This window comes from Rhodoferax sp. (assembly GCF_028689295.1).
Lineage (GTDB): Bacteria > Pseudomonadota > Gammaproteobacteria > Burkholderiales > Burkholderiaceae_C > Rhodoferax.
Window position 1 is genome coordinate 91,891 of the sequence record NZ_JAQTWL010000009.1, and the last position, 16,629, is coordinate 108,519.

Below are 16,629 nucleotides of genomic sequence, written 5' to 3' on the forward strand. Positions count from 1 at the left end.
AAGGAAGTTTTATGAAACGTTCAAAAAATGATGTCTGGGTCGGCCTGTTTGTGCTGATCGGCGCGGTGGCCATTCTGTTTCTGGCCCTGCAGTCGGCCAACTTGCTGACCCTGAGTTTTCAGAAAACCTATCTGGTCAAGGCCAAGTTCGACAATGTGGGCGGCGTCAAGCCCAAGGCAGCGGTGCGCAGTGCCGGCGTCGTGGTGGGGCGGGTGGACAACATCGTCTTCGACGACAAATCTTTTCAGGCGGTGGTGACGCTGGCACTGGAGAACCGCTATGTGTTCCCCAAGGACAGTTCTCTCAAAATCCTGACCAGCGGGCTGTTGGGCGAGCAGTATCTGGGCATCGAGCCCGGTGCCGAAGACAAAAACCTTGGCCCGGGGGACACCATCTCCAGCACCCAGTCGGCGGTGGTGCTGGAAAACCTGATCAGCCAGTTCTTGTTCAGCAAGGCAGCAGAAGGCAGTAACGTGGATGCGAGCAGCTCAAATGAAAAAAAATGAAACGATGAACCGAGAATGCCGTCCAGGCCGCGACGGCGTTTTGCGCGTCGGCATGGTGATCAGCCTGGTGTTGCTCACGGGCTGTGCCACCGGGCCCACCGCCAATCCGCGCGATCCGCTGGAGCCATTCAACCGGGGCATGTACCAGTTCAATGACGCGGTGGACCGTGCCGTGATCAAACCGGTGGCCACGGTGTATCGCGATGTGTTGCCGTCGCCGGTGCGCACCGGCGTCACCAATTTCTTTGCCAACCTGCAGGATGCCTGGTCGATCGTGAACAATGCCCTGCAACTCAAGGGCGAAGCCGCCGGCGACAGCCTGGCGCGATTTGGCGTCAACACGTTCCTGGGCCTGGGCGGCGTGCTCGACATCGCCTCCGAAATGCAGATCGAGCGTCACACCGAAGACTTCGGCCAGACGCTGGGTCACTGGGGGGTGGGCGCCGGGCCCTATCTGGTGCTGCCCTTGATGGGTCCGTCAACCGTGCGCGACACCGCAGCGTTACCGGTGGATGCACAGGGCAATCTGGTCTCTGGCGTCAATGATGTTTCCACGCGCAACTCGCTCACCGCGCTGAGTTTGCTGAACCGGCGTTCCCGCCTGCTCGATGCGTCAAAAATGCTCGATCAAGTGGCACTGGACCCTTACACATTTACCCGCGATGCCTTTTTGCAGCGCCGTCTCAATGATGTGTACGACGGCTATCCGCCGGATGACAACGGCTCGCCTCCTGCGGTTGAAGAAAGCTCAGCCAAGTAATTTTTTAGGGATCAAAAACCATGAACAGACGTTTATTCAACCAAGGGCTGCTGGCCCTTGCAGCCAGCGCATCACTGATGATGGCGCTGCCAGCCCAGGCCGCAGACGAAGCGCCTGATGCGCTGATTGAGCGCCTGACCAAGGAAGCGCTTGACACCATACAGGCCGATAAGGCGGTACAGGCCGGTGATGTGGCGCGCATCGTCGCGCTGGTGGATGAAAAAGTCATGCCCCATGTGAACTTTCAGCGCATGACAGCTTCTGCGGTCGGCCCCGGCTGGCGCCAGGCAACGCCCGATCAGCGCAAGCGCCTGGAGGCCGAATTCAAGACCCTGCTGGTGCGCACCTACGCAGGTGCCATGAGCCAGGCCAAAAACCTGAGCTTCACGGTCAAACCCTTGCGCGCCGCAGCAGACGACAAGGAGGTGATTGTGCGCACCCTGATCAAGGGCCGAGGCGACCCGGTGCAATTGGACTACCGGCTGGAAAAAACACCGGGTGTCGGTGCCGGCTGGAAAATCTATAACCTCAATGTACTCGGTGTCTGGCTGGTCGATACCTACCGTAGCCAGTTTGCCCAGGAAATCAACGCCAAAGGCATCGACGGCCTGATCGTCACGCTCACCGAGCGCAACAAATCCAACGCGGCCGCGCCGGCCAAAACAGAAAAGCCTGCCAAGGGCTAATACTGCCGTACTCAACATGCTGCGCCTGCCCCAAACCTTGCTGCACGATACGGCCACAGCGACCCTGGCCGGGATGCTGGACGCTGTTCGCGCCGAGCCATCGGCTAGCGTCGCCGTGGACGCCTCAGCCCTGCAGCGTTTTGATTCCACGGCGCTGGCCGTGTTGCTGGAACTGCGCCGGGCCGCCTTGCAAACCGGTAAAACATTGGTTTTGCAAGGTGTGCCGCAGCGTCTGCACGATTTGGCCGATCTGTACGGCATTGCCGAACTGCTGCCATCGCAAGCCTGATGCCCCGGTAAAATAGCGGCCCCATGCCCGCCATCTCATTCCAGTCGGTTTCCAAAAGCTACCCCTCTCCACGCGACCCGCAGGGCAGCACGTTTCTGGCGCTTGACAACGTCAGCCTGGACATCGAGGCGGGCGAGTTTTTTGGTCTGCTCGGCCCCAATGGCGCGGGTAAAACCACCCTGATCACCATTCTGGCGGGCCTGGCCCAAGCCAGTTCCGGGCGCGTCAGTGTGATGGGCCATGACGTGCAAAGCGACTTCGCCGCCGCTCGCCTTGCCCTTGGGGTGGTGCCGCAGGAACTGGTGTTCGACCCCTTTTTCAACGTGCGCGAGGCGCTGCTGTTCCAGTCGGGCTACTTCGGCGTCAAGCACAACGAAGCCTGGGTGGATGAGTTGCTTGACAACCTGGGTCTGACCGACAAGGCCAACGCCAACATGCGCGCGCTCTCGGGCGGCATGAAGCGACGGGTGCTGGTGGCCTTGGCGCTGGTGCACAAGCCGCCAGTGATCGTGCTTGACGAGCCCACCGCCGGGGTCGATGTGGAGTTGCGCCAGACCCTGTGGCAATTTATCGACAAGCTCAACAAACAGGGGCACACCGTCTTGTTGACAACGCACTACCTCGAAGAGGCCGAAGCCCTGTGCGGCCGCATTGCCATGCTGAAAACCGGCAAGGTGGTGGCGCTCGACAGCACCAGCGCGCTGCTCAGCGCGGCCTCCGGCAATGTGTTGCGCTGCACCGTCGATGGCAACCTGCCCCCTGAACTGGCCCGCCTGGCGCGCGTCACTGGGCGCGTGGTGCAATTGCCCGCCAAAGACGCGGCTGCCGTCGAGCAGTACCTGGCGCAAATCCGCCAGGCAGGCCTGCAGGTGCAAGACATCGAGATTCGCCGCCCCGACCTCGAAGACGTGTTCTTGAAAGTGATGCAGCAGCATCCCGGGCGCGATGACCGGAGTCCCGCATGACCGGCTGGCAAATGCTGCTTTACAAGGAGGTGCTGCGCTTCTGGCGGGTGGCCGCGCAAACCATCACCGGCCCCATTCTCACGGCGATGCTGTATTTGCTGGTCTTTGGCCAGGCGCTGGAGTCGCACGTCAAGGTGTATGACGATGTCAGCTACACCGCCTTTCTGGTGCCGGGGCTGGCCATGATGAGCCTTTTACAAAACGCCTTTGCCAACAGTTCGTCGTCCCTGATTGCCAGCAAGGTGATGGGCAACCTGGTGTTTTTGCTGCTCACCCCCTTGTCACCCTGGCATTGGTTTGTGGCCTATGTCGGCGCGGCCGTGGTGCGTGGCCTGGTGGTGGGCGCGGGCGTGCTGGCGGTCGCCCTGCTGTTTGCAGTGCTACCCATTGCGCAACCGCTGTGGGCGTTGCTGTTTGCCGTGCTGGGCGCGGCGCTGATGGGCGCCCTGGGCGTGGTGGCCGGTTTGTGGTCCGAAAAATTCGACCACATGGCGGCATTCCAGAATTTTGCCGTGATGCCCATGACGTTCTTGAGCGGGGTCTTTTACTCCATTCATTCGTTACCGCCGTTTTGGCAAACCGTGAGCCATTTCAATCCGTTCTTCTACATGATCGACGGCTTTCGCTATGGCTTTTTCGGCACCAGCGACGTCTCGCCCTGGCTCAGCCTTGCTATCGTGGCCAGCGCCACTGCCGGGGTCGGCCTGTGGGCGCTGCAACTGCTGCGCATGGGTTACAAAATCCGTCACTGATGGTTCCGCAATGACGACAATTTGAAGAATTCAAGAAAGTGACTATGAACGCTGATCAAATCAAACAACTCATTGCCGCCGGTCTGGCCTGTGACCATCTCACGCTCGAAGGCGATGGCCGCCATTGGTATGCCACCGTCGTCTCGCCCGAATTTGAAGGCAAACGCGCCATTGCGCGGCACCAACGGGTCTATGCAACCTTGGGCAACAGAATGAAAACCGATGAAATTCACGCGCTGTCGATGAAAACCTTCACCCCTGCCGAATGGGCAGCGTAACCGGTCTGATACATGGATAAATTACTGATTCGCGGTGGCCGCCAGCTCAACGGCACGGTCACCATCTCGGGGGCGAAAAATGCCGCTTTGCCCGAGCTTTGCGCAACCCTGCTGACACCTGAGCTGGTCAATCTGATCAACGTGCCGCGGCTGCAGGACGTGGCGACCATGCGCAAGCTGCTCGGTCACATGGGGGTGCAGACCCAGACCCACGGCGAGCGCGGTGGCATGAGCTTCTCTGCCGCCGGGCCCATCACGCCAGAAGCCCCCTACGAGCTGGTCAAGACCATGCGCGCCTCGGTGCTGGTGCTGGGGCCGTTGCTGGCGCGCTTCGGGCACGCCCGCGTGTCGCTGCCCGGAGGCTGCGCCATCGGCTCGCGCCCGGTCGATCAGCACATCAAGGGCCTCACCGCCATGGGCGCCGAGATTGCCGTCGAACATGGCTACATGGTGGCCAGGCTGGCCGCAGGGCGCACGCGGCTCAAGGGTGCGCGCATTGCGACCGACATGGTCACGGTCACCGGCACCGAAAACTTCATGATGGCCGCGGCCCTGGCCGAGGGTGAAACCATTCTGGAAAACGCCGCCCAGGAGCCCGAGATTCCTGACTTGGCCGAAATGCTGATCCAGATGGGGGCGCGCATCGAGGGCCACGGCAGCAGCCGCATTCGCATCCAGGGTGTAGAGCAGTTGCATGGCTGCACGCATCAGGTGGTGGCCGACCGCATTGAGACCGGCACCTTTTTATGCGCCGTGGCCGCTGCCGGCGGTGATGTGGTGGCGCAGCATGGCCGTATTGAGCACTTGGAAGCAGTGGTGGAAAAACTGCGCGATGCCGGGGTGACCATCACCAAGGTGTCAGATGGCATCCGTGTTCAGTCCGGCGGTGCCCGGCAGCTCAAGGCGCAAAGCTTTCGCACCACCGAATACCCGGGCTTCCCGACCGACATGCAGGCCCAGTTCATGGCGCTCAATGCAGTGGCGCAAGGCACGGCGCTGGTGACCGAGACCATTTTCGAGAACCGCTTCATGCACGTCAACGAACTGGTGCGCCTCGGCGCCAACATCCAGATCGATGGCAAGGTGTCCATGGTGGAAGGGGTGCGCGCCTTGTCGGGTGCCACCGTGATGGCGACCGACTTGCGCGCTTCGGCCAGCCTCGTCATTGCCGGGCTGGTGGCAGAGGGCGAGACACGGGTGGACCGCATTTACCACCTGGACCGCGGCTACGACCAGATGGAAGCCAAGCTGCGCGCCTTGGGTGCCGACATAGAAAGAGTGAAATCATGATTACCCTGGCCCTGTCCAAAGGTCGCATCTTCGAGGAAACCCTGCCGCTGCTCAAGGCGGCCGGTATCGCGGTGCTGGAAGACCCGGAAACCTCGCGCAAGCTCATTTTGACGACGAACCAGCCCGACGTGCGGGTTCTGGTGGTGCGCGCCACCGACGTGCCCACCTATGTGCAATACGGTGGTGCCGACCTCGGCATTACCGGCAAGGACACCTTGCTGGAGCACGGCAGCCAGGGCCTTTACCAGCCGCTGGACCTGCAAATCGCCAAGTGCCGCATCAGCGTGGCGGTGCGCTCCGACTTCGACTACGCCACGGCCATCAAGAAAGGCTCGCGCCTGACCGTGGCCACCAAATACGTGGCGATTTCGCGCGATTTTTTTGCGTCCAAAGGCGTGCACGTCGATTTGATCAAGCTCTATGGCAGCATGGAGCTCGCGCCCCTGGTGGGCATGGCCGATGCCATTGTCGATCTGGTGTCCTCCGGCAACACGCTCAAGGCCAATCACCTGGTGGAGGTCGAGCACATTATGGACATCAGCTCGCGCCTGGTGGTAAACCAGGCCGCGCTCAAGCTCAAGCAGGCCCCCATTCGCCGCATCATTGATGCGTTTGCCTTGGCCATCGGTAAATAAACCTGGAATGAATGCCATGTCACCCCTTGCCAAGCCCGCCCGCCTTTCCACCGCAAGCAACAGCTTCGAGGCTGAATTCAAGGCGCGCCTGCATTGGTCGGCCGAAACCGATGCCGGCATCGAGCAGCGCGTGGCTGACATTCTGCGCGATGTGCAACTGCGAGGCGACGCCGCCGTGCTCGACTACACCGCCCGCTTCGACGGCTTGCAGGCTGCCAGTATGGCCGAGCTGGAACTGACCCAGGCCGAGCTCAAGCTCGCCTTCGATGCCCTGCCGATGGTGCAGCGTGAAGCCCTGCAAGCCGCTACCGCCCGTGTGCGCAGTTACCACGAAGCCCAGCGCAAAGCCAATGGTGAAAGCTGGAGCTACCGTGATGAAGACGGTACCTTACTGGGACAAAAAGTCACGCCGCTGGACCGTGTCGGGATTTACGTGCCAGGCGGCAAGGCCGCTTACCCGAGCAGCGTGCTGATGAACGCCATTCCCGCGCACGTGGCCGGTGTGACCGAGATCATCATGGTGGTGCCCACGCCCAAAGGCGAGAAAAATGCCCTGGTGCTGGCGGCTGCCTATGTGGCCGGTGTGTCCCGCGCCTTCACCATTGGCGGCGCCCAGGCGGTGGCCGCGCTCGCCTATGGTTCTGAGACGATTCCGACGGTTGACAAGATCACCGGCCCCGGCAATGCCTACGTGGCCGCTGCCAAGCGACGGGTGTTTGGCACTGTGGGTATCGACATGATCGCCGGCCCGAGCGAGATTCTGGTGCTCGCCGACGGCTCCACGCCGCCCGACTGGGTGGCGATGGATCTGTTCAGCCAGGCCGAGCACGACGAATTGGCGCAAAGCATTTTGTTGTGCCCCGACGCGGCCTACATCGATCAGGTGCAGATGAGCATCGACCGGCTGCTGCCCGAGATGCCAAGGCGCGAGATCATCGCCAAGTCGCTCAACGGCCGCGGTGCGTTGATTTTGACCCGCAGCATGGAAGAAGCCTGCGGCATCAGCAACCGGATTGCGCCGGAACACCTGGAGGTGAGTAGCCGTGACCCGCACCGCTGGGAGCCGCTACTGAAACACGCCGGCGCCATTTTTCTGGGCGCCTACACCAGCGAGTCGCTGGGCGACTACTGCGCCGGCCCCAACCACGTGCTGCCCACCAGCGGCACAGCGCGGTTTTCATCGCCGCTGGGTGTTTACGATTTTCAAAAGCGCAGCAGCCTGATCGAAGTCAGTGAAGCCGGTGCCCAGACCCTGGGTCAAATCGCCTCCATCCTGGCGCACGGTGAAGGCCTGCAAGCCCATGCGCGGGCGGCGGAGATGCGCTTGAAAAGTCAAAGCACGTCTTGATTTCCGCCTGTTTCCATTTTTAGCCTTCCTACCTGATGACCATGTCCAATTTACCTGCCTGTCCCCAATGCACCCTTGAAAATACCTACCCCGACGGCGACAACTTTGTCTGTCCGGACTGCGGTTTCGAGTGGCCCAAGGTGGCCACATCCGAGGCTGGCGAAGAGGCGAGTGGCCCGGTCAAGGACGCCAACGGCAACCCGCTGGCCGATGGCGACACCGTGATCCTGATCAAGGACCTCAAGGTCAAGGGCTCGTCCATCGTGCTCAAAAAGGGCACCAAGATCAAGGGCATCCGCCTGCCCGAGGGCGCGGGCGACCACGAGGTGGACTGCAAAACCGACCAGGGCGCGTTCATGCTCAAGGCGGAGTTCATGAAAAAGGCCTGAGTCTCATGGCCCGCCGCGCAGCCCACCTAACTGCTTACCAGGAACCACACCATGGCCACCATTTCCCGCTTCTGGGCTGACTGGACGACTGCCGACTTTGCGCGCCTTCGCACCAGCGGTGAGGTCGGGCGCACCATCGCCGTATTGCCGGTGGCGGCGACCGAGCAGCATGGGCCGCACCTGCCGCTAAGTGTCGACACGGTGCTGGTCGATGGCATCGTGGCCGCCGCGCTGACGCACCTGCCCGCTGAATTGCAGACGCTGGTTTTGCCCACTCAGGCGATTGGCCTGAGCCCGGAACATGCCCGCTTTGCCGGCACGCTGACCCTCAAGAACGAGACCATCCTGCGGCTGTGGGCCGACATCGCTGAATCGGTGGCGGCTGCCGGCATCACCAAACTGGTGCTGTTCAATGGCCACGGTGGCAACGTCGGTGTGATGGATCTTGTGGCGCGCGACCTGCGAGCCCGGCTCGGCATGCTGGTCTATGGCGTGAGCTGGTTCAATCTGCCTTTGACGGACGAACTGGGCCAGGATGTCAACGCCTTGTTCAGCGCCGGGGAGCACCGCTTTGGCATTCACGGCGGCGACATCGAGAGCTCGATGATGCTGGCGCTCGACCCTGCCCGTGTGGACATGCGCCAGGCGCAAAACTTTGCATCAAAGGCGCAGGCGCGTGCAACGCAGTTCGACATTTTGGGCAACGGCAAGAGCGCCAAGCTGGCCTGGCAAACGCAGGACTACAACCCGGCCGGTGCGGTGGGCAATGCGGCCAACGCCTCGGCAGAAAAAGGCCATGCCGTGGTAAACGCCGCAGGCTGGGCGCTGGCACGGCTATTGGCTGAAATTGATCGCTTGCCGCCCGATACGCTGGTGGCGAATCCCAGATTGCCCTGAACCATGCGTCTGCCAAAGACGGTCTGAGCGCTGGCCATGAACCCCTACGACCTGTTTGCCCTGGGCGCGGCGGCCTGCTGGGCGCTGGGCAGCGTGATGTCGGTCACACCGTCGCGACATCTGGGCGCCTTTGCCTTCACCCGCTGGCGCATGGCCATGGTGGCCGTGATGCTGTGGGCGGTGGTGGCCGTGCAGGGCAACTGGCACAGCTTCGACGGCCACTCCTGGGGTGTCATGGCGGTCAGCGGCCTGATCGGCATCTTTATTGGCGACACCGCGCTGTTTTCTGCCATCAACCGCCTCGGGCCACGCCGTGCCGGCGTGCTGTTCGCCACCCATGCCGCCTTCAGCGCCGCTCTGGGCTTTGCCCTGCTGGGCGAGCGTTTGAGCTTGCAAGCCCTGCTGGGCGGGCTGCTCACCCTGGCCGGCGTGATGCTGGCCATTGTGCTGGGCCGCCACAAGGACGAAACCCATGCCTGGGAAGCCGACCATGGCCAAGTGCGCGTGGGCGTGGCGCTGGCCCTGCTGGCGGCGCTGTGCCAGGCAGTGGGCTCGCTGATTGCCAAGCCGGTGATGGCGCAGCAGGTGGACCCGATCATGGCTTCGGCGGTGCGCGTCACGGTAGCCACCGCCGCCCACGCGGTGTTGTTGCTGGCGGGTTTTCAGGCTGCGCGCGCAACCCAGGCGCCCACGGCGCGGGTGCTGGCGCAAACCGCTCTCAACGGGTTCATCGCCATGGGCATTGGCATGACGCTGGTGCTGCTGGCGCTGGAGCAAGGTGATGTGGGCATGGTCGCCATCCTGTCGTCGGTGTCGCCCATTCTGGTGTTGCCGCTGCTCTGGCTGCAGCTCAAACGCGCCCCGGCACCGGGCGCCTGGCTGGGCGCCATACTGACCGTGATTGGCACTGCGCTACTTTTGTGGCGCTGAACCTGTCGCTGAATTGAGCCAGTTAGAGGTGAATCCCTAACATTTTTGTTGCACTGCAACAAAAAAGACTTGCGAGACTTCGGGTTTTCCCTATAATTCAACCCATGCTGCACTGCAACATAATTGTTCGAGGCAGCTTTATATCCCTCATTTCACCCCAAAGGAACTCACCATGTACATCACCGCTGACCAAATCACCGCCACCAACAAAGCCAACCTCGCCGCCACGATGGCCCTTGCCAACAAAACTTTTTCTGGCTTCGAGAAGCTGGTTGAACTCAACATGGCTGCCGCCAAGGCCCTGATGACTGAATCCATCGAGCACGCCAAATCTGTGCTGTCGGCCAAGGACCTGCAACAAGCTGTTGCCCTCCAAACCAGCCTGGTGGCTCCCCTGGCCGAAAAGTCGGTCGCTTACGGCCGTCACGTGTATGGCATCGCGGTGGAAACTGGCGCTGAATACACCAAAGCCGCTGAAGGCAAGGCTGCTGAAACGCAGAAGGCTTTCAATCAAGTGATTGAAAACGTGGCCAAGAACGCACCGGCTGGCACCGAGTCGGCTGTGGCTGTGCTCAAGAGCGCCCTGGCTTCCAGCCAGAACGCCATTGAGTCGGCACAAAGCTCGGCCAAGCAAGCCCTTTCGATGGCTGAAAGCAACATGGCTGTGGTGACTGAGCAAGCCTTGAACGCTGCTGCTACCGTTGGCAAGAAAGCCTGAAGCCCGCTGCCGCATGGCATTGGAAAAACCACCTTCGGGTGGTTTTTTTTGGTCTATTGAATTGAATGCCGATGTTTGCTCAGGCGTAGCTCACCCATTCAGCAAAATCGAGCTGCTCCAGGTGGGGCAGGGTGTTGTAAGTCAGCAAGGTGTGGCGCTTGGCGCTAAAGGAAAACTCGGACACTGCCGTGTTGCGCAAGCGCATATTGAGTTCGACCGTGGCCTCGGGTGGCGTCCCCAGCACATGACCAATCGCGCTGGCAATCGGGCCACCGCTGGACACCAGCAGGACCCGCTCGGCCTGGCTCAGCCGCACATGGTCAAGCACTTCAATCACTTGTTGTCCAAAAGTCTGCCAGACCGGCATGCTTTGCGGCTGGGTGTTGCCCAGCATCCATTGCAGCAAGCCGGCGCGCAGTAGCCGGAAGTGCTGGCGGTAGCTGTCTGGTGAGGGTGTGCGATCCAGCGGCCCGGGGTGCACGGCGGCAATCACGGCGGCGCTGTCGTATTCGTTCAGACCGGGCCACTGCACAGCGTGCAAGGGCAGACCCAGCCCTTCGCTGATGCCGCTCAGGGTTTGCGCATGGCGGCGCAGTGTTCCGCTCAGAATCACATCAAAGGTCATGCCTTTGCTGGCAAAGTGGCGCCCCAGTTGAACACTTTGGCGCCGGCCCAAGTCGCTCAATTGATCGTAATCTGCGGCGCCAAACGAGGCTTGTGCGTGGCGGACCAGGTAAAGAATGCCCATGTCCTGAATTTAAGCGATATTGGCTGGGTGCATTTGTCACCAGCGCGATACGTGGGCAGGGGTTGGACGCGCACTGGCGCAGCAGGCTACCGGTTGTTTTTTCATGGCATCAGGCCTGCAGGCTGGCGGCATATATCTTCAGCGCCACGGCCAGCGCTGCCACGCCGCGGTGAATCTCGTCCACGCTGGGGGTGACAAACGACAGGCGCAGGGTGCGCTCGTCGCCATGGTCGGCGTAAAACGGCGCGCCTGGCACAAAGGCCACACCTTGTTCAACGGCAAAGGGCAGCAGATCAACCGCGCGCATGCCCTTGGGCAGGCGCGCCCACAGGAACATGCCGCCCGCGGGCGAGTTCCAAGTCAGGGTATTGTCTGCATCGCCTGCTGGCATTTCATGTGCCAGGGCCGCCAGCATGGCATCGCGCTGGGCTTTGTACAGCGCGCGAATGGTGGGCACGTGGCGCTCCAAAAAGCCGTCTTTCATGACCTCTGCAATCATGCGCTGGTTGAAACCGGGGCTGTGCAGGTCGGCGGCCTGCTTGGCTTGCAGGAGTTTGGGGTAAACCGCTTTCGGGGCCACCACAAAGCCCAGGCGCAGGCCCGGTGCCAGCACCTTTGAGAACGATCCCAGATAAATGCAGCCCTCCGGGTTGCGCGCCGTCAAGGGCGCGGGTGGTGGCGCATCGAACCACAGGTCGCCGTAAGGGTTGTCTTCAATCAGCGGCAAGCCGCGTTGGCTTGCCAGTGCGCTGAGCGCGGCGCGGCGGCTCTCGGATAGGGTGTTGCCCGTGGGGTTTTGAAAATTGGGCAGCACGTAAAGAAAACGGGCATTGTCGGCTTTTTGCGACAGGTCAGCGATGTCCACGCCGTGTTCGTCACTGGCCACGCTCACCAACCTGGGCTCCATCGGGATGAAGGCCATGACCGCGCCGAGGTAGGTGGGTGACTCCACCAGGATCTTGCTGTCCGCATCGATCAAGACTTTGGCCACCAGGTCCAGCCCCTGCTGTGAGCCGGTGGTGATCAGCACTTGCGCCGGGTCGACGTTCCAGGGCAGCATGTCGGCCACCATGTCGCGCAGCGGCCCGAAGCCCTCGCTGGCGGCGTACTGCAGGGCACCGGCAGGGTCATCCTTGAGCACTTTGGCGCAGGCGGACTCGAACTCGGCCACCGGAAAAGTTTTGCTGGAGGGCAGGCCGCCGGCAAAACTGATGATGCCCGGCTTTTCGGTGACCTTCAGGATTTCGCGGATGACCGAGGGGTTCATGCGCGCGGCGCGGCGCGCCAGATGCCAGGAGGAAGTAGGGGTGGTCATGAAGATCTTTTTGAAGTTTCGAAAACAAAGGAAGAGGGCTCTGAAAGGGCCCAGTGTGCGGCGCTGCTGGCGTGCAAGGCTGTGGTGTCGAAAAGGGGCAAGGAACAGCTTTCAGGCTGAATCAGCATGGCGATTTCGGTGCATCCCAGAATGATGGCTTGTGCGCCGCGTGTGCCAAGGTCGGCGATTACCCGCAAGTAGGCCAGGCGCGAGGCATCGCGTACCTGGCCCAGGCACAGCTCCTGGTAAATGATCTGGTGCACCCGTTCACGGTCGGCCACGGGCGGTGTCAGTACCGTCAAACCGTGGCCTTGTTCCAGGCGGCTGCGGTAAAAGTCCTGTTCCATGGTGAAACGGGTGCCCAGCAAGCCCACGGTGGTGTAGCCCGCTTGCCGGATGGCCAGTGCGGTCGGGTCGGCAATGTGGAGCAGCGGGATGTTCACCGCGGCTGAAATGGCCTCTGCCACCTTGTGCATGGTGTTGGTGCACAGTACCAGCGCGTCGGCACCCGCGCCTTCGAGCTTTTGCGCGACTTCGGCCAGCAGGGCACCGGCGGCCTGCCACTGGCCGCCGGCTTGCAACTCCTCAATTTCTGCAAAGTCCACGCTGTACAAAATAATCCTGGCGGAATGCAGTCCGCCCAATCGGGCCTTGACGGTTTCATTGATCTCGCGGTAGTAGGGCACGGTGGACTCCCAACTCATGCCGCCGATCAGGCCCAGGGTTTTCAAGCCAGGGGTTGTCATGAGTGTTCTCCTTTGCCTTTTACGGTCGGCCTAGACCGTCGCCATCCACAGCGCTGTGGCCACCAACACAGTGCCCATGCTGCGGTTGAACCAGCGCAGGCGCCGACCGCCGTGCTGTGGGTCGGCCAGCCATTGGCGCAACAACGTGCCGACCAGTGCGTAGCTCAGGTTGCTGGCCAGGGCAAAAGCCAGCAGCAGGGGCAGCACCACGGCAAAACGCGGCCACAGGTCGGCGCGCCCGGCCAGCCAGCCGGCCACGACGGTGAGGGCCAGCATCCAGGCCTTGATGTTGAGGAACTGCAGCATTACGCCCTGCCAGAAAGTCACGTCGAGCTGGCTGGCATCGGCCTGTGCCAGCTTGTGCGGCTGCATCAACTTCCAGGCCAGCCATAACAGGTAGGCCACACCGGTGGCTTGGACTGCGAGGCGCAGCGGCGGCAGGCTCACCACCAGCGCACCCACGCCACTGGTGCACAGGCCCAGCAGCAAGCCCCAACCAACCGGCACAGCCAGCACAAACCGCATGGCCCGGCGCAGGCCGAAGTTGGCCGCCAGCGCGGTGGAGATGGTGGTGTTGGGGCCGGGTGTGAAGCTCACAGCCGTGCATAGCAGCAACAGCGCTGTGATCTCGGCGCTGCTCATGACTGGCTCAGTGCGTCAGTGCACCACGACCGGGTTTTGCGCCAACTCGGCGTATTGCTCCAGGGTGTCTTCCACTTCTTCCTGGGTCGGTGTTTTGGTCTGCCAGGCAGAGATTTGCTGCTGGAACAACTCGGCCCAGGAACCATCGAGGTAAACCTCTTTGTTGGCGCGCTTGTCCACAATCTCGAAGCCATGGCGCACCAGTTGCGGCACGATCAGCAACTGCTCGCCAGCTTTCATGTCATCGGGCTGAACTTCGGCCGTGACGGCATTGGCCAACATGTGGGTGACCGAATAAGTCTCAGAATCGTAGAGCGTGTGCATGCGTCAAATTATCCATGAATCCAATTGGCCTTGAACTTGGTTGCGAATCGAGGGATTTCAAGGGCTGTCAGCGGCCTCGGAGGCCTGCCATTTTTGATCCACAAAATCGCCGTTGGTTTCGGTGATGCGGATGCGCGCGGGCAGAAAACTCAAGTCGGGAGCCAGCCACACTTCGATGGTTTGGTCGTAAGGGTGGCGTGGCTGACGAACCAATTTGAGTCCCCGCTGCTGCCCGCCCGGCAATTCCAGCGATTCAATGTCGCCAAATGTAAACGACCACTGTTCGCCATCACGCGGACCAATGGTTTGAATGCTCAGCGTGGTGCCGGGGGCAAAACTTCGCGGCGCGCTGGCGACCAGTGCCGCCAGCTGCAACAGCACGCTCAGGCGGTCCTGGGCACCGGGCTGCAGCGGCAGGTTGGGCGTGTTCGCGCTGAAGGTCACCACGCCCAGCTGACGATTGAAGTGGGCGGCCACTTCGCTGCGGAATTTATCGGAGAAACGATCAGGCGCCAGACCATGCTCATCGATCCGCCCACGGCTGGACTGCACGCGCGCCAGGCCAAAAGCGCCGAAACTCATGCGCGCCTGATAGGTCTGGTCGTGCTGCTGCCACAGCAACTCGGTTTGCAATCTGTAGGGGAATTTGTTGGACTCCACCCGGTACACCAGCTTGACAGAGCCCGGTAAAGACTGGGCATTGAAAGCGGCTGCACGCGCGGGTGACGCCGCCCCGGGTTGAGGTGCTGGCGCTGACGGCGCGCTGGCCATGGCAACAACTCTCAACGAGGCTGATGCGTTGTCGGGCGCAGCCTCCGTGGCAGGAATACTGACGGCAGCGATTGGCACCGCACTGTCTGCCGGGGTGCCGGGCAATGGGGCTGTGACCGACTGGTGTGCGAGTCTTGGTGCCGTTCGTTGAGCTGGTTTGGGCTTGGTTTTGGGCAGGGCTGGTGTGGCCGTCACGCCCTTGGGGGGCGGCGGCGTCGCGTCTGGCAATACAAGCGTGCGGGTAACAAAGCGCGAGGTGGCCTCGTTGTGCGCCATGTTCAGGCTCAAAGGCATTGTTTGCAGCAGCGCCAGGTGCGCCAGCGACACCACCAGCGTCAGGGACAGCCAGGTTTTCAGGGTCATGGCGTCAACTTGGGCTTGCGCTGGGACGCCAGACTCAAGCCACTTGCTGGATAAAGGTTTTGATGCCGCGCAGCAGCATCTCGATCGACACCGCCACCAGCACCAGGCCCATCAGGCGCTCCAGCGCCACCACAAAACGGTCACCAGCCACGCGCTGGATGCGCTCTGCCAGCACCAGCACCACGGCACTCACGCTCATGGTGACGCACAGCGCGGCGATCCATTCAAGCCGCTTCTCCGGCGCTTGCGACACCAGCAGCAGCACCGTGGCCAGCGCCGACGGTCCGGCAATGGCCGGAATGGCCAGGGGCACGATCAGTGGCTCGCCCAAGCGTTCGTCCGCCTCCACCTTGGGCGGCGGAAAAATCATGCGCAGCGCGATCAAAAACAAAATCACGCCGCCGCCAATCTGCAGCGACAACTCGCTCAGGTTCATCACGCGCAAAAAGCCCCCGCCAATGAACATGAAGGTCAGCAGCAGCAAAAAGGCAATCAGCACTTCGCGCAGGATGACACGCGCGCGCCGCTCGGGTGCCACGTGCTTGAGGGCGTTGGCAAAAATCGGGATATTGCCGATCGGATCGGTGATCAGGATCAGCAAAATGGTGGCTGAAACAAAGGTGTACTGCATGCGCTTGAGTAAAACTGTTGATGGCAACAGGATAGCAGGCTTATGGCAGTTCCTATTCGATCAGCTCTTGGTCCCGCCCGAAGATGTTGAAGCGCCCTCGAAATCAAGATTTCAAAGGGCGGATCAAGCTCAGGAATGCAAGCGGCGGGCAAGGTCGCCGTGCGCTCCAAAGCAGCGTGGGCTTATTTTTCGCGAACCAGCAGCAGCGAAGTGGTGGCAATGCGAATCACATGTTCCGCAACGCTGCCGACCAGCAGGCGCTCAAAGCCGCGCCGGCCGTGTGTGCCCATCACGATCAGGTCGGCATTCCATTGGGTGGCCGCATCCACAATCATGTCCGAGAGGCGCTTGTTGTCTGACTCGATCAGAATGCGGTACGGCTCACAGCCCGCCTCCTTGGCTATGGCGGCAGCCTGGTCGAGCAGGGCATCGCCGGCAGCGCGCATTTCCTGCTTAATCTTGTCGACGTCAATGTAGGAACCCAGGCCCATGCCGTGCTGGGACAGCGGGGCTTCGTCCAGCGCCGTGCCGATGCAGAGTTCGGCGCCCAATGCGGCGGCCAGTTCAATCGCTTCATTGAGCGCCTTTTGCGCCGTGCTGCTGTTGTCGATAGCGACAAAAATTCGTTTGTGCATGTCTATTTCCT

22 protein-coding genes are annotated in these 16,629 nt (G+C 61.7%); 14 read left to right on the forward strand and 8 right to left on the reverse strand.

What is annotated here, in order from left to right:
• Positions 1-11: 11 nt before the first annotated feature.
• From mlaD to phaP, 14 genes are all read left to right on the forward strand, one after another.
• Positions 12-506 (forward strand): outer membrane lipid asymmetry maintenance protein MlaD, encoded by a 495-nt coding sequence (mlaD, locus tag PHF15_RS09725; RefSeq protein ID WP_300120676.1) that lies wholly within the window; start codon positions 12-14, stop codon positions 504-506.
• Between the two features lie 4 nt (positions 507-510).
• Complete coding sequence (locus tag PHF15_RS09730) at positions 511-1,266, forward strand: VacJ family lipoprotein (RefSeq protein WP_300120763.1); 756 nt, start codon at positions 511-513, stop codon at positions 1,264-1,266.
• 20 nt (positions 1,267-1,286) lie between these two features.
• Entirely contained in the window at positions 1,287-1,952 is a 666-nt protein-coding gene (locus tag PHF15_RS09735; protein ID WP_300120678.1) for a phospholipid-binding protein MlaC, read from the forward strand.
• A gap of 16 nt (positions 1,953-1,968) precedes the next feature.
• Entirely contained in the window at positions 1,969-2,241 is a 273-nt protein-coding gene (locus PHF15_RS09740) for an STAS domain-containing protein (RefSeq protein ID WP_300120680.1), read from the forward strand.
• 23 nt (positions 2,242-2,264) lie between these two features.
• Positions 2,265-3,206 (forward strand): ABC transporter ATP-binding protein, encoded by a 942-nt coding sequence (locus PHF15_RS09745; protein ID WP_300120682.1) that lies wholly within the window; start codon positions 2,265-2,267, stop codon positions 3,204-3,206.
• A complete protein-coding gene (locus tag PHF15_RS09750) occupies positions 3,203-3,958 on the forward strand; it encodes an ABC transporter permease (RefSeq protein WP_300120684.1) in 756 nt (251 codons plus the stop codon). Before PHF15_RS09745 ends, PHF15_RS09750 begins: the two co-directional genes overlap by 4 nt.
• 44 nt (positions 3,959-4,002) lie before the next feature.
• Positions 4,003-4,236: a BolA family protein gene (locus PHF15_RS09755; RefSeq protein WP_300120686.1), complete on the forward strand. Its 234-nt coding sequence runs from the start codon at positions 4,003-4,005 to the stop codon at positions 4,234-4,236.
• A gap of 12 nt (positions 4,237-4,248) precedes the next feature.
• Positions 4,249-5,526 (forward strand): UDP-N-acetylglucosamine 1-carboxyvinyltransferase, encoded by a 1,278-nt coding sequence (gene murA, locus PHF15_RS09760; protein ID WP_300120688.1) that lies wholly within the window; start codon positions 4,249-4,251, stop codon positions 5,524-5,526.
• Positions 5,523-6,161 (forward strand): ATP phosphoribosyltransferase, encoded by a 639-nt coding sequence (hisG, locus tag PHF15_RS09765; RefSeq protein WP_300120690.1) that lies wholly within the window; start codon positions 5,523-5,525, stop codon positions 6,159-6,161. The genes murA and hisG overlap by 4 nt, the downstream gene beginning before the upstream one ends.
• Before the next feature lie 16 nt (positions 6,162-6,177).
• The gene (gene hisD / locus PHF15_RS09770) at positions 6,178-7,509 is read left to right on the forward strand and encodes a histidinol dehydrogenase (protein WP_300120691.1); all 1,332 of its coding nucleotides are present in this window, start codon (positions 6,178-6,180) and stop codon (positions 7,507-7,509) included.
• Between the two features lie 41 nt (positions 7,510-7,550).
• On the forward strand, positions 7,551-7,898 hold the full coding sequence (locus PHF15_RS09775; RefSeq protein ID WP_300120693.1) for a zinc ribbon domain-containing protein YjdM: 348 nt from the start codon (positions 7,551-7,553) through the stop codon (positions 7,896-7,898).
• A gap of 51 nt (positions 7,899-7,949) precedes the next feature.
• Positions 7,950-8,795 (forward strand): creatininase family protein, encoded by an 846-nt coding sequence (locus PHF15_RS09780; RefSeq protein ID WP_300120695.1) that lies wholly within the window; start codon positions 7,950-7,952, stop codon positions 8,793-8,795.
• Between the two features lie 36 nt (positions 8,796-8,831).
• Positions 8,832-9,725, forward strand: a complete 894-nt coding sequence (locus PHF15_RS09785; RefSeq protein WP_300120697.1) for a DMT family transporter — start codon at positions 8,832-8,834, stop codon at positions 9,723-9,725.
• 172 nt (positions 9,726-9,897) lie between these two features.
• On the forward strand, positions 9,898-10,443 hold the full coding sequence (gene phaP, locus PHF15_RS09790; protein ID WP_300120699.1) for a TIGR01841 family phasin: 546 nt from the start codon (positions 9,898-9,900) through the stop codon (positions 10,441-10,443).
• Positions 10,444-10,522: 79 nt separating this feature from the next.
• Here phaP and PHF15_RS09795 read toward each other — a convergent pair whose 3' ends face one another.
• From PHF15_RS09795 to PHF15_RS09830, 8 genes are all read right to left on the reverse strand, one after another.
• A complete protein-coding gene (locus PHF15_RS09795; protein WP_300120700.1) occupies positions 10,523-11,191 on the reverse strand; it encodes a histidine phosphatase family protein in 669 nt (222 codons plus the stop codon).
• 109 nt (positions 11,192-11,300) lie between these two features.
• A complete protein-coding gene (locus PHF15_RS09800) occupies positions 11,301-12,506 on the reverse strand; it encodes a PLP-dependent aminotransferase family protein (RefSeq protein ID WP_300120701.1) in 1,206 nt (401 codons plus the stop codon).
• Positions 12,503-13,252, reverse strand: a complete 750-nt coding sequence (locus PHF15_RS09805; RefSeq protein WP_300120703.1) for an aspartate/glutamate racemase family protein — start codon at positions 13,250-13,252, stop codon at positions 12,503-12,505. The genes PHF15_RS09800 and PHF15_RS09805 overlap by 4 nt, the downstream gene beginning before the upstream one ends.
• Before the next feature lie 30 nt (positions 13,253-13,282).
• On the reverse strand, positions 13,283-13,894 hold the full coding sequence (locus PHF15_RS09810) for a LysE family translocator (protein ID WP_300120705.1): 612 nt from the start codon (positions 13,892-13,894) through the stop codon (positions 13,283-13,285).
• A 15-nt stretch (positions 13,895-13,909) separates the two neighbouring features.
• A complete protein-coding gene (locus tag PHF15_RS09815; protein WP_300120707.1) occupies positions 13,910-14,218 on the reverse strand; it encodes a DUF3567 domain-containing protein in 309 nt (102 codons plus the stop codon).
• A 57-nt stretch (positions 14,219-14,275) separates the two neighbouring features.
• Positions 14,276-15,352 carry a DUF3108 domain-containing protein gene (locus PHF15_RS09820; RefSeq protein ID WP_300120708.1) on the reverse strand — a complete coding sequence of 359 codons (1,077 nt, stop codon included), beginning with the start codon at positions 15,350-15,352 and terminating at the stop codon, positions 14,276-14,278.
• Between the two features lie 34 nt (positions 15,353-15,386).
• The gene (locus PHF15_RS09825) at positions 15,387-15,983 is read right to left on the reverse strand and encodes a MarC family protein (RefSeq protein ID WP_300120710.1); all 597 of its coding nucleotides are present in this window, start codon (positions 15,981-15,983) and stop codon (positions 15,387-15,389) included.
• 182 nt (positions 15,984-16,165) lie between these two features.
• Positions 16,166-16,618: a universal stress protein gene (locus PHF15_RS09830; RefSeq protein WP_300120712.1), complete on the reverse strand. Its 453-nt coding sequence runs from the start codon at positions 16,616-16,618 to the stop codon at positions 16,166-16,168.
• Between the last annotated feature and the right edge of the window lie 11 nt (positions 16,619-16,629).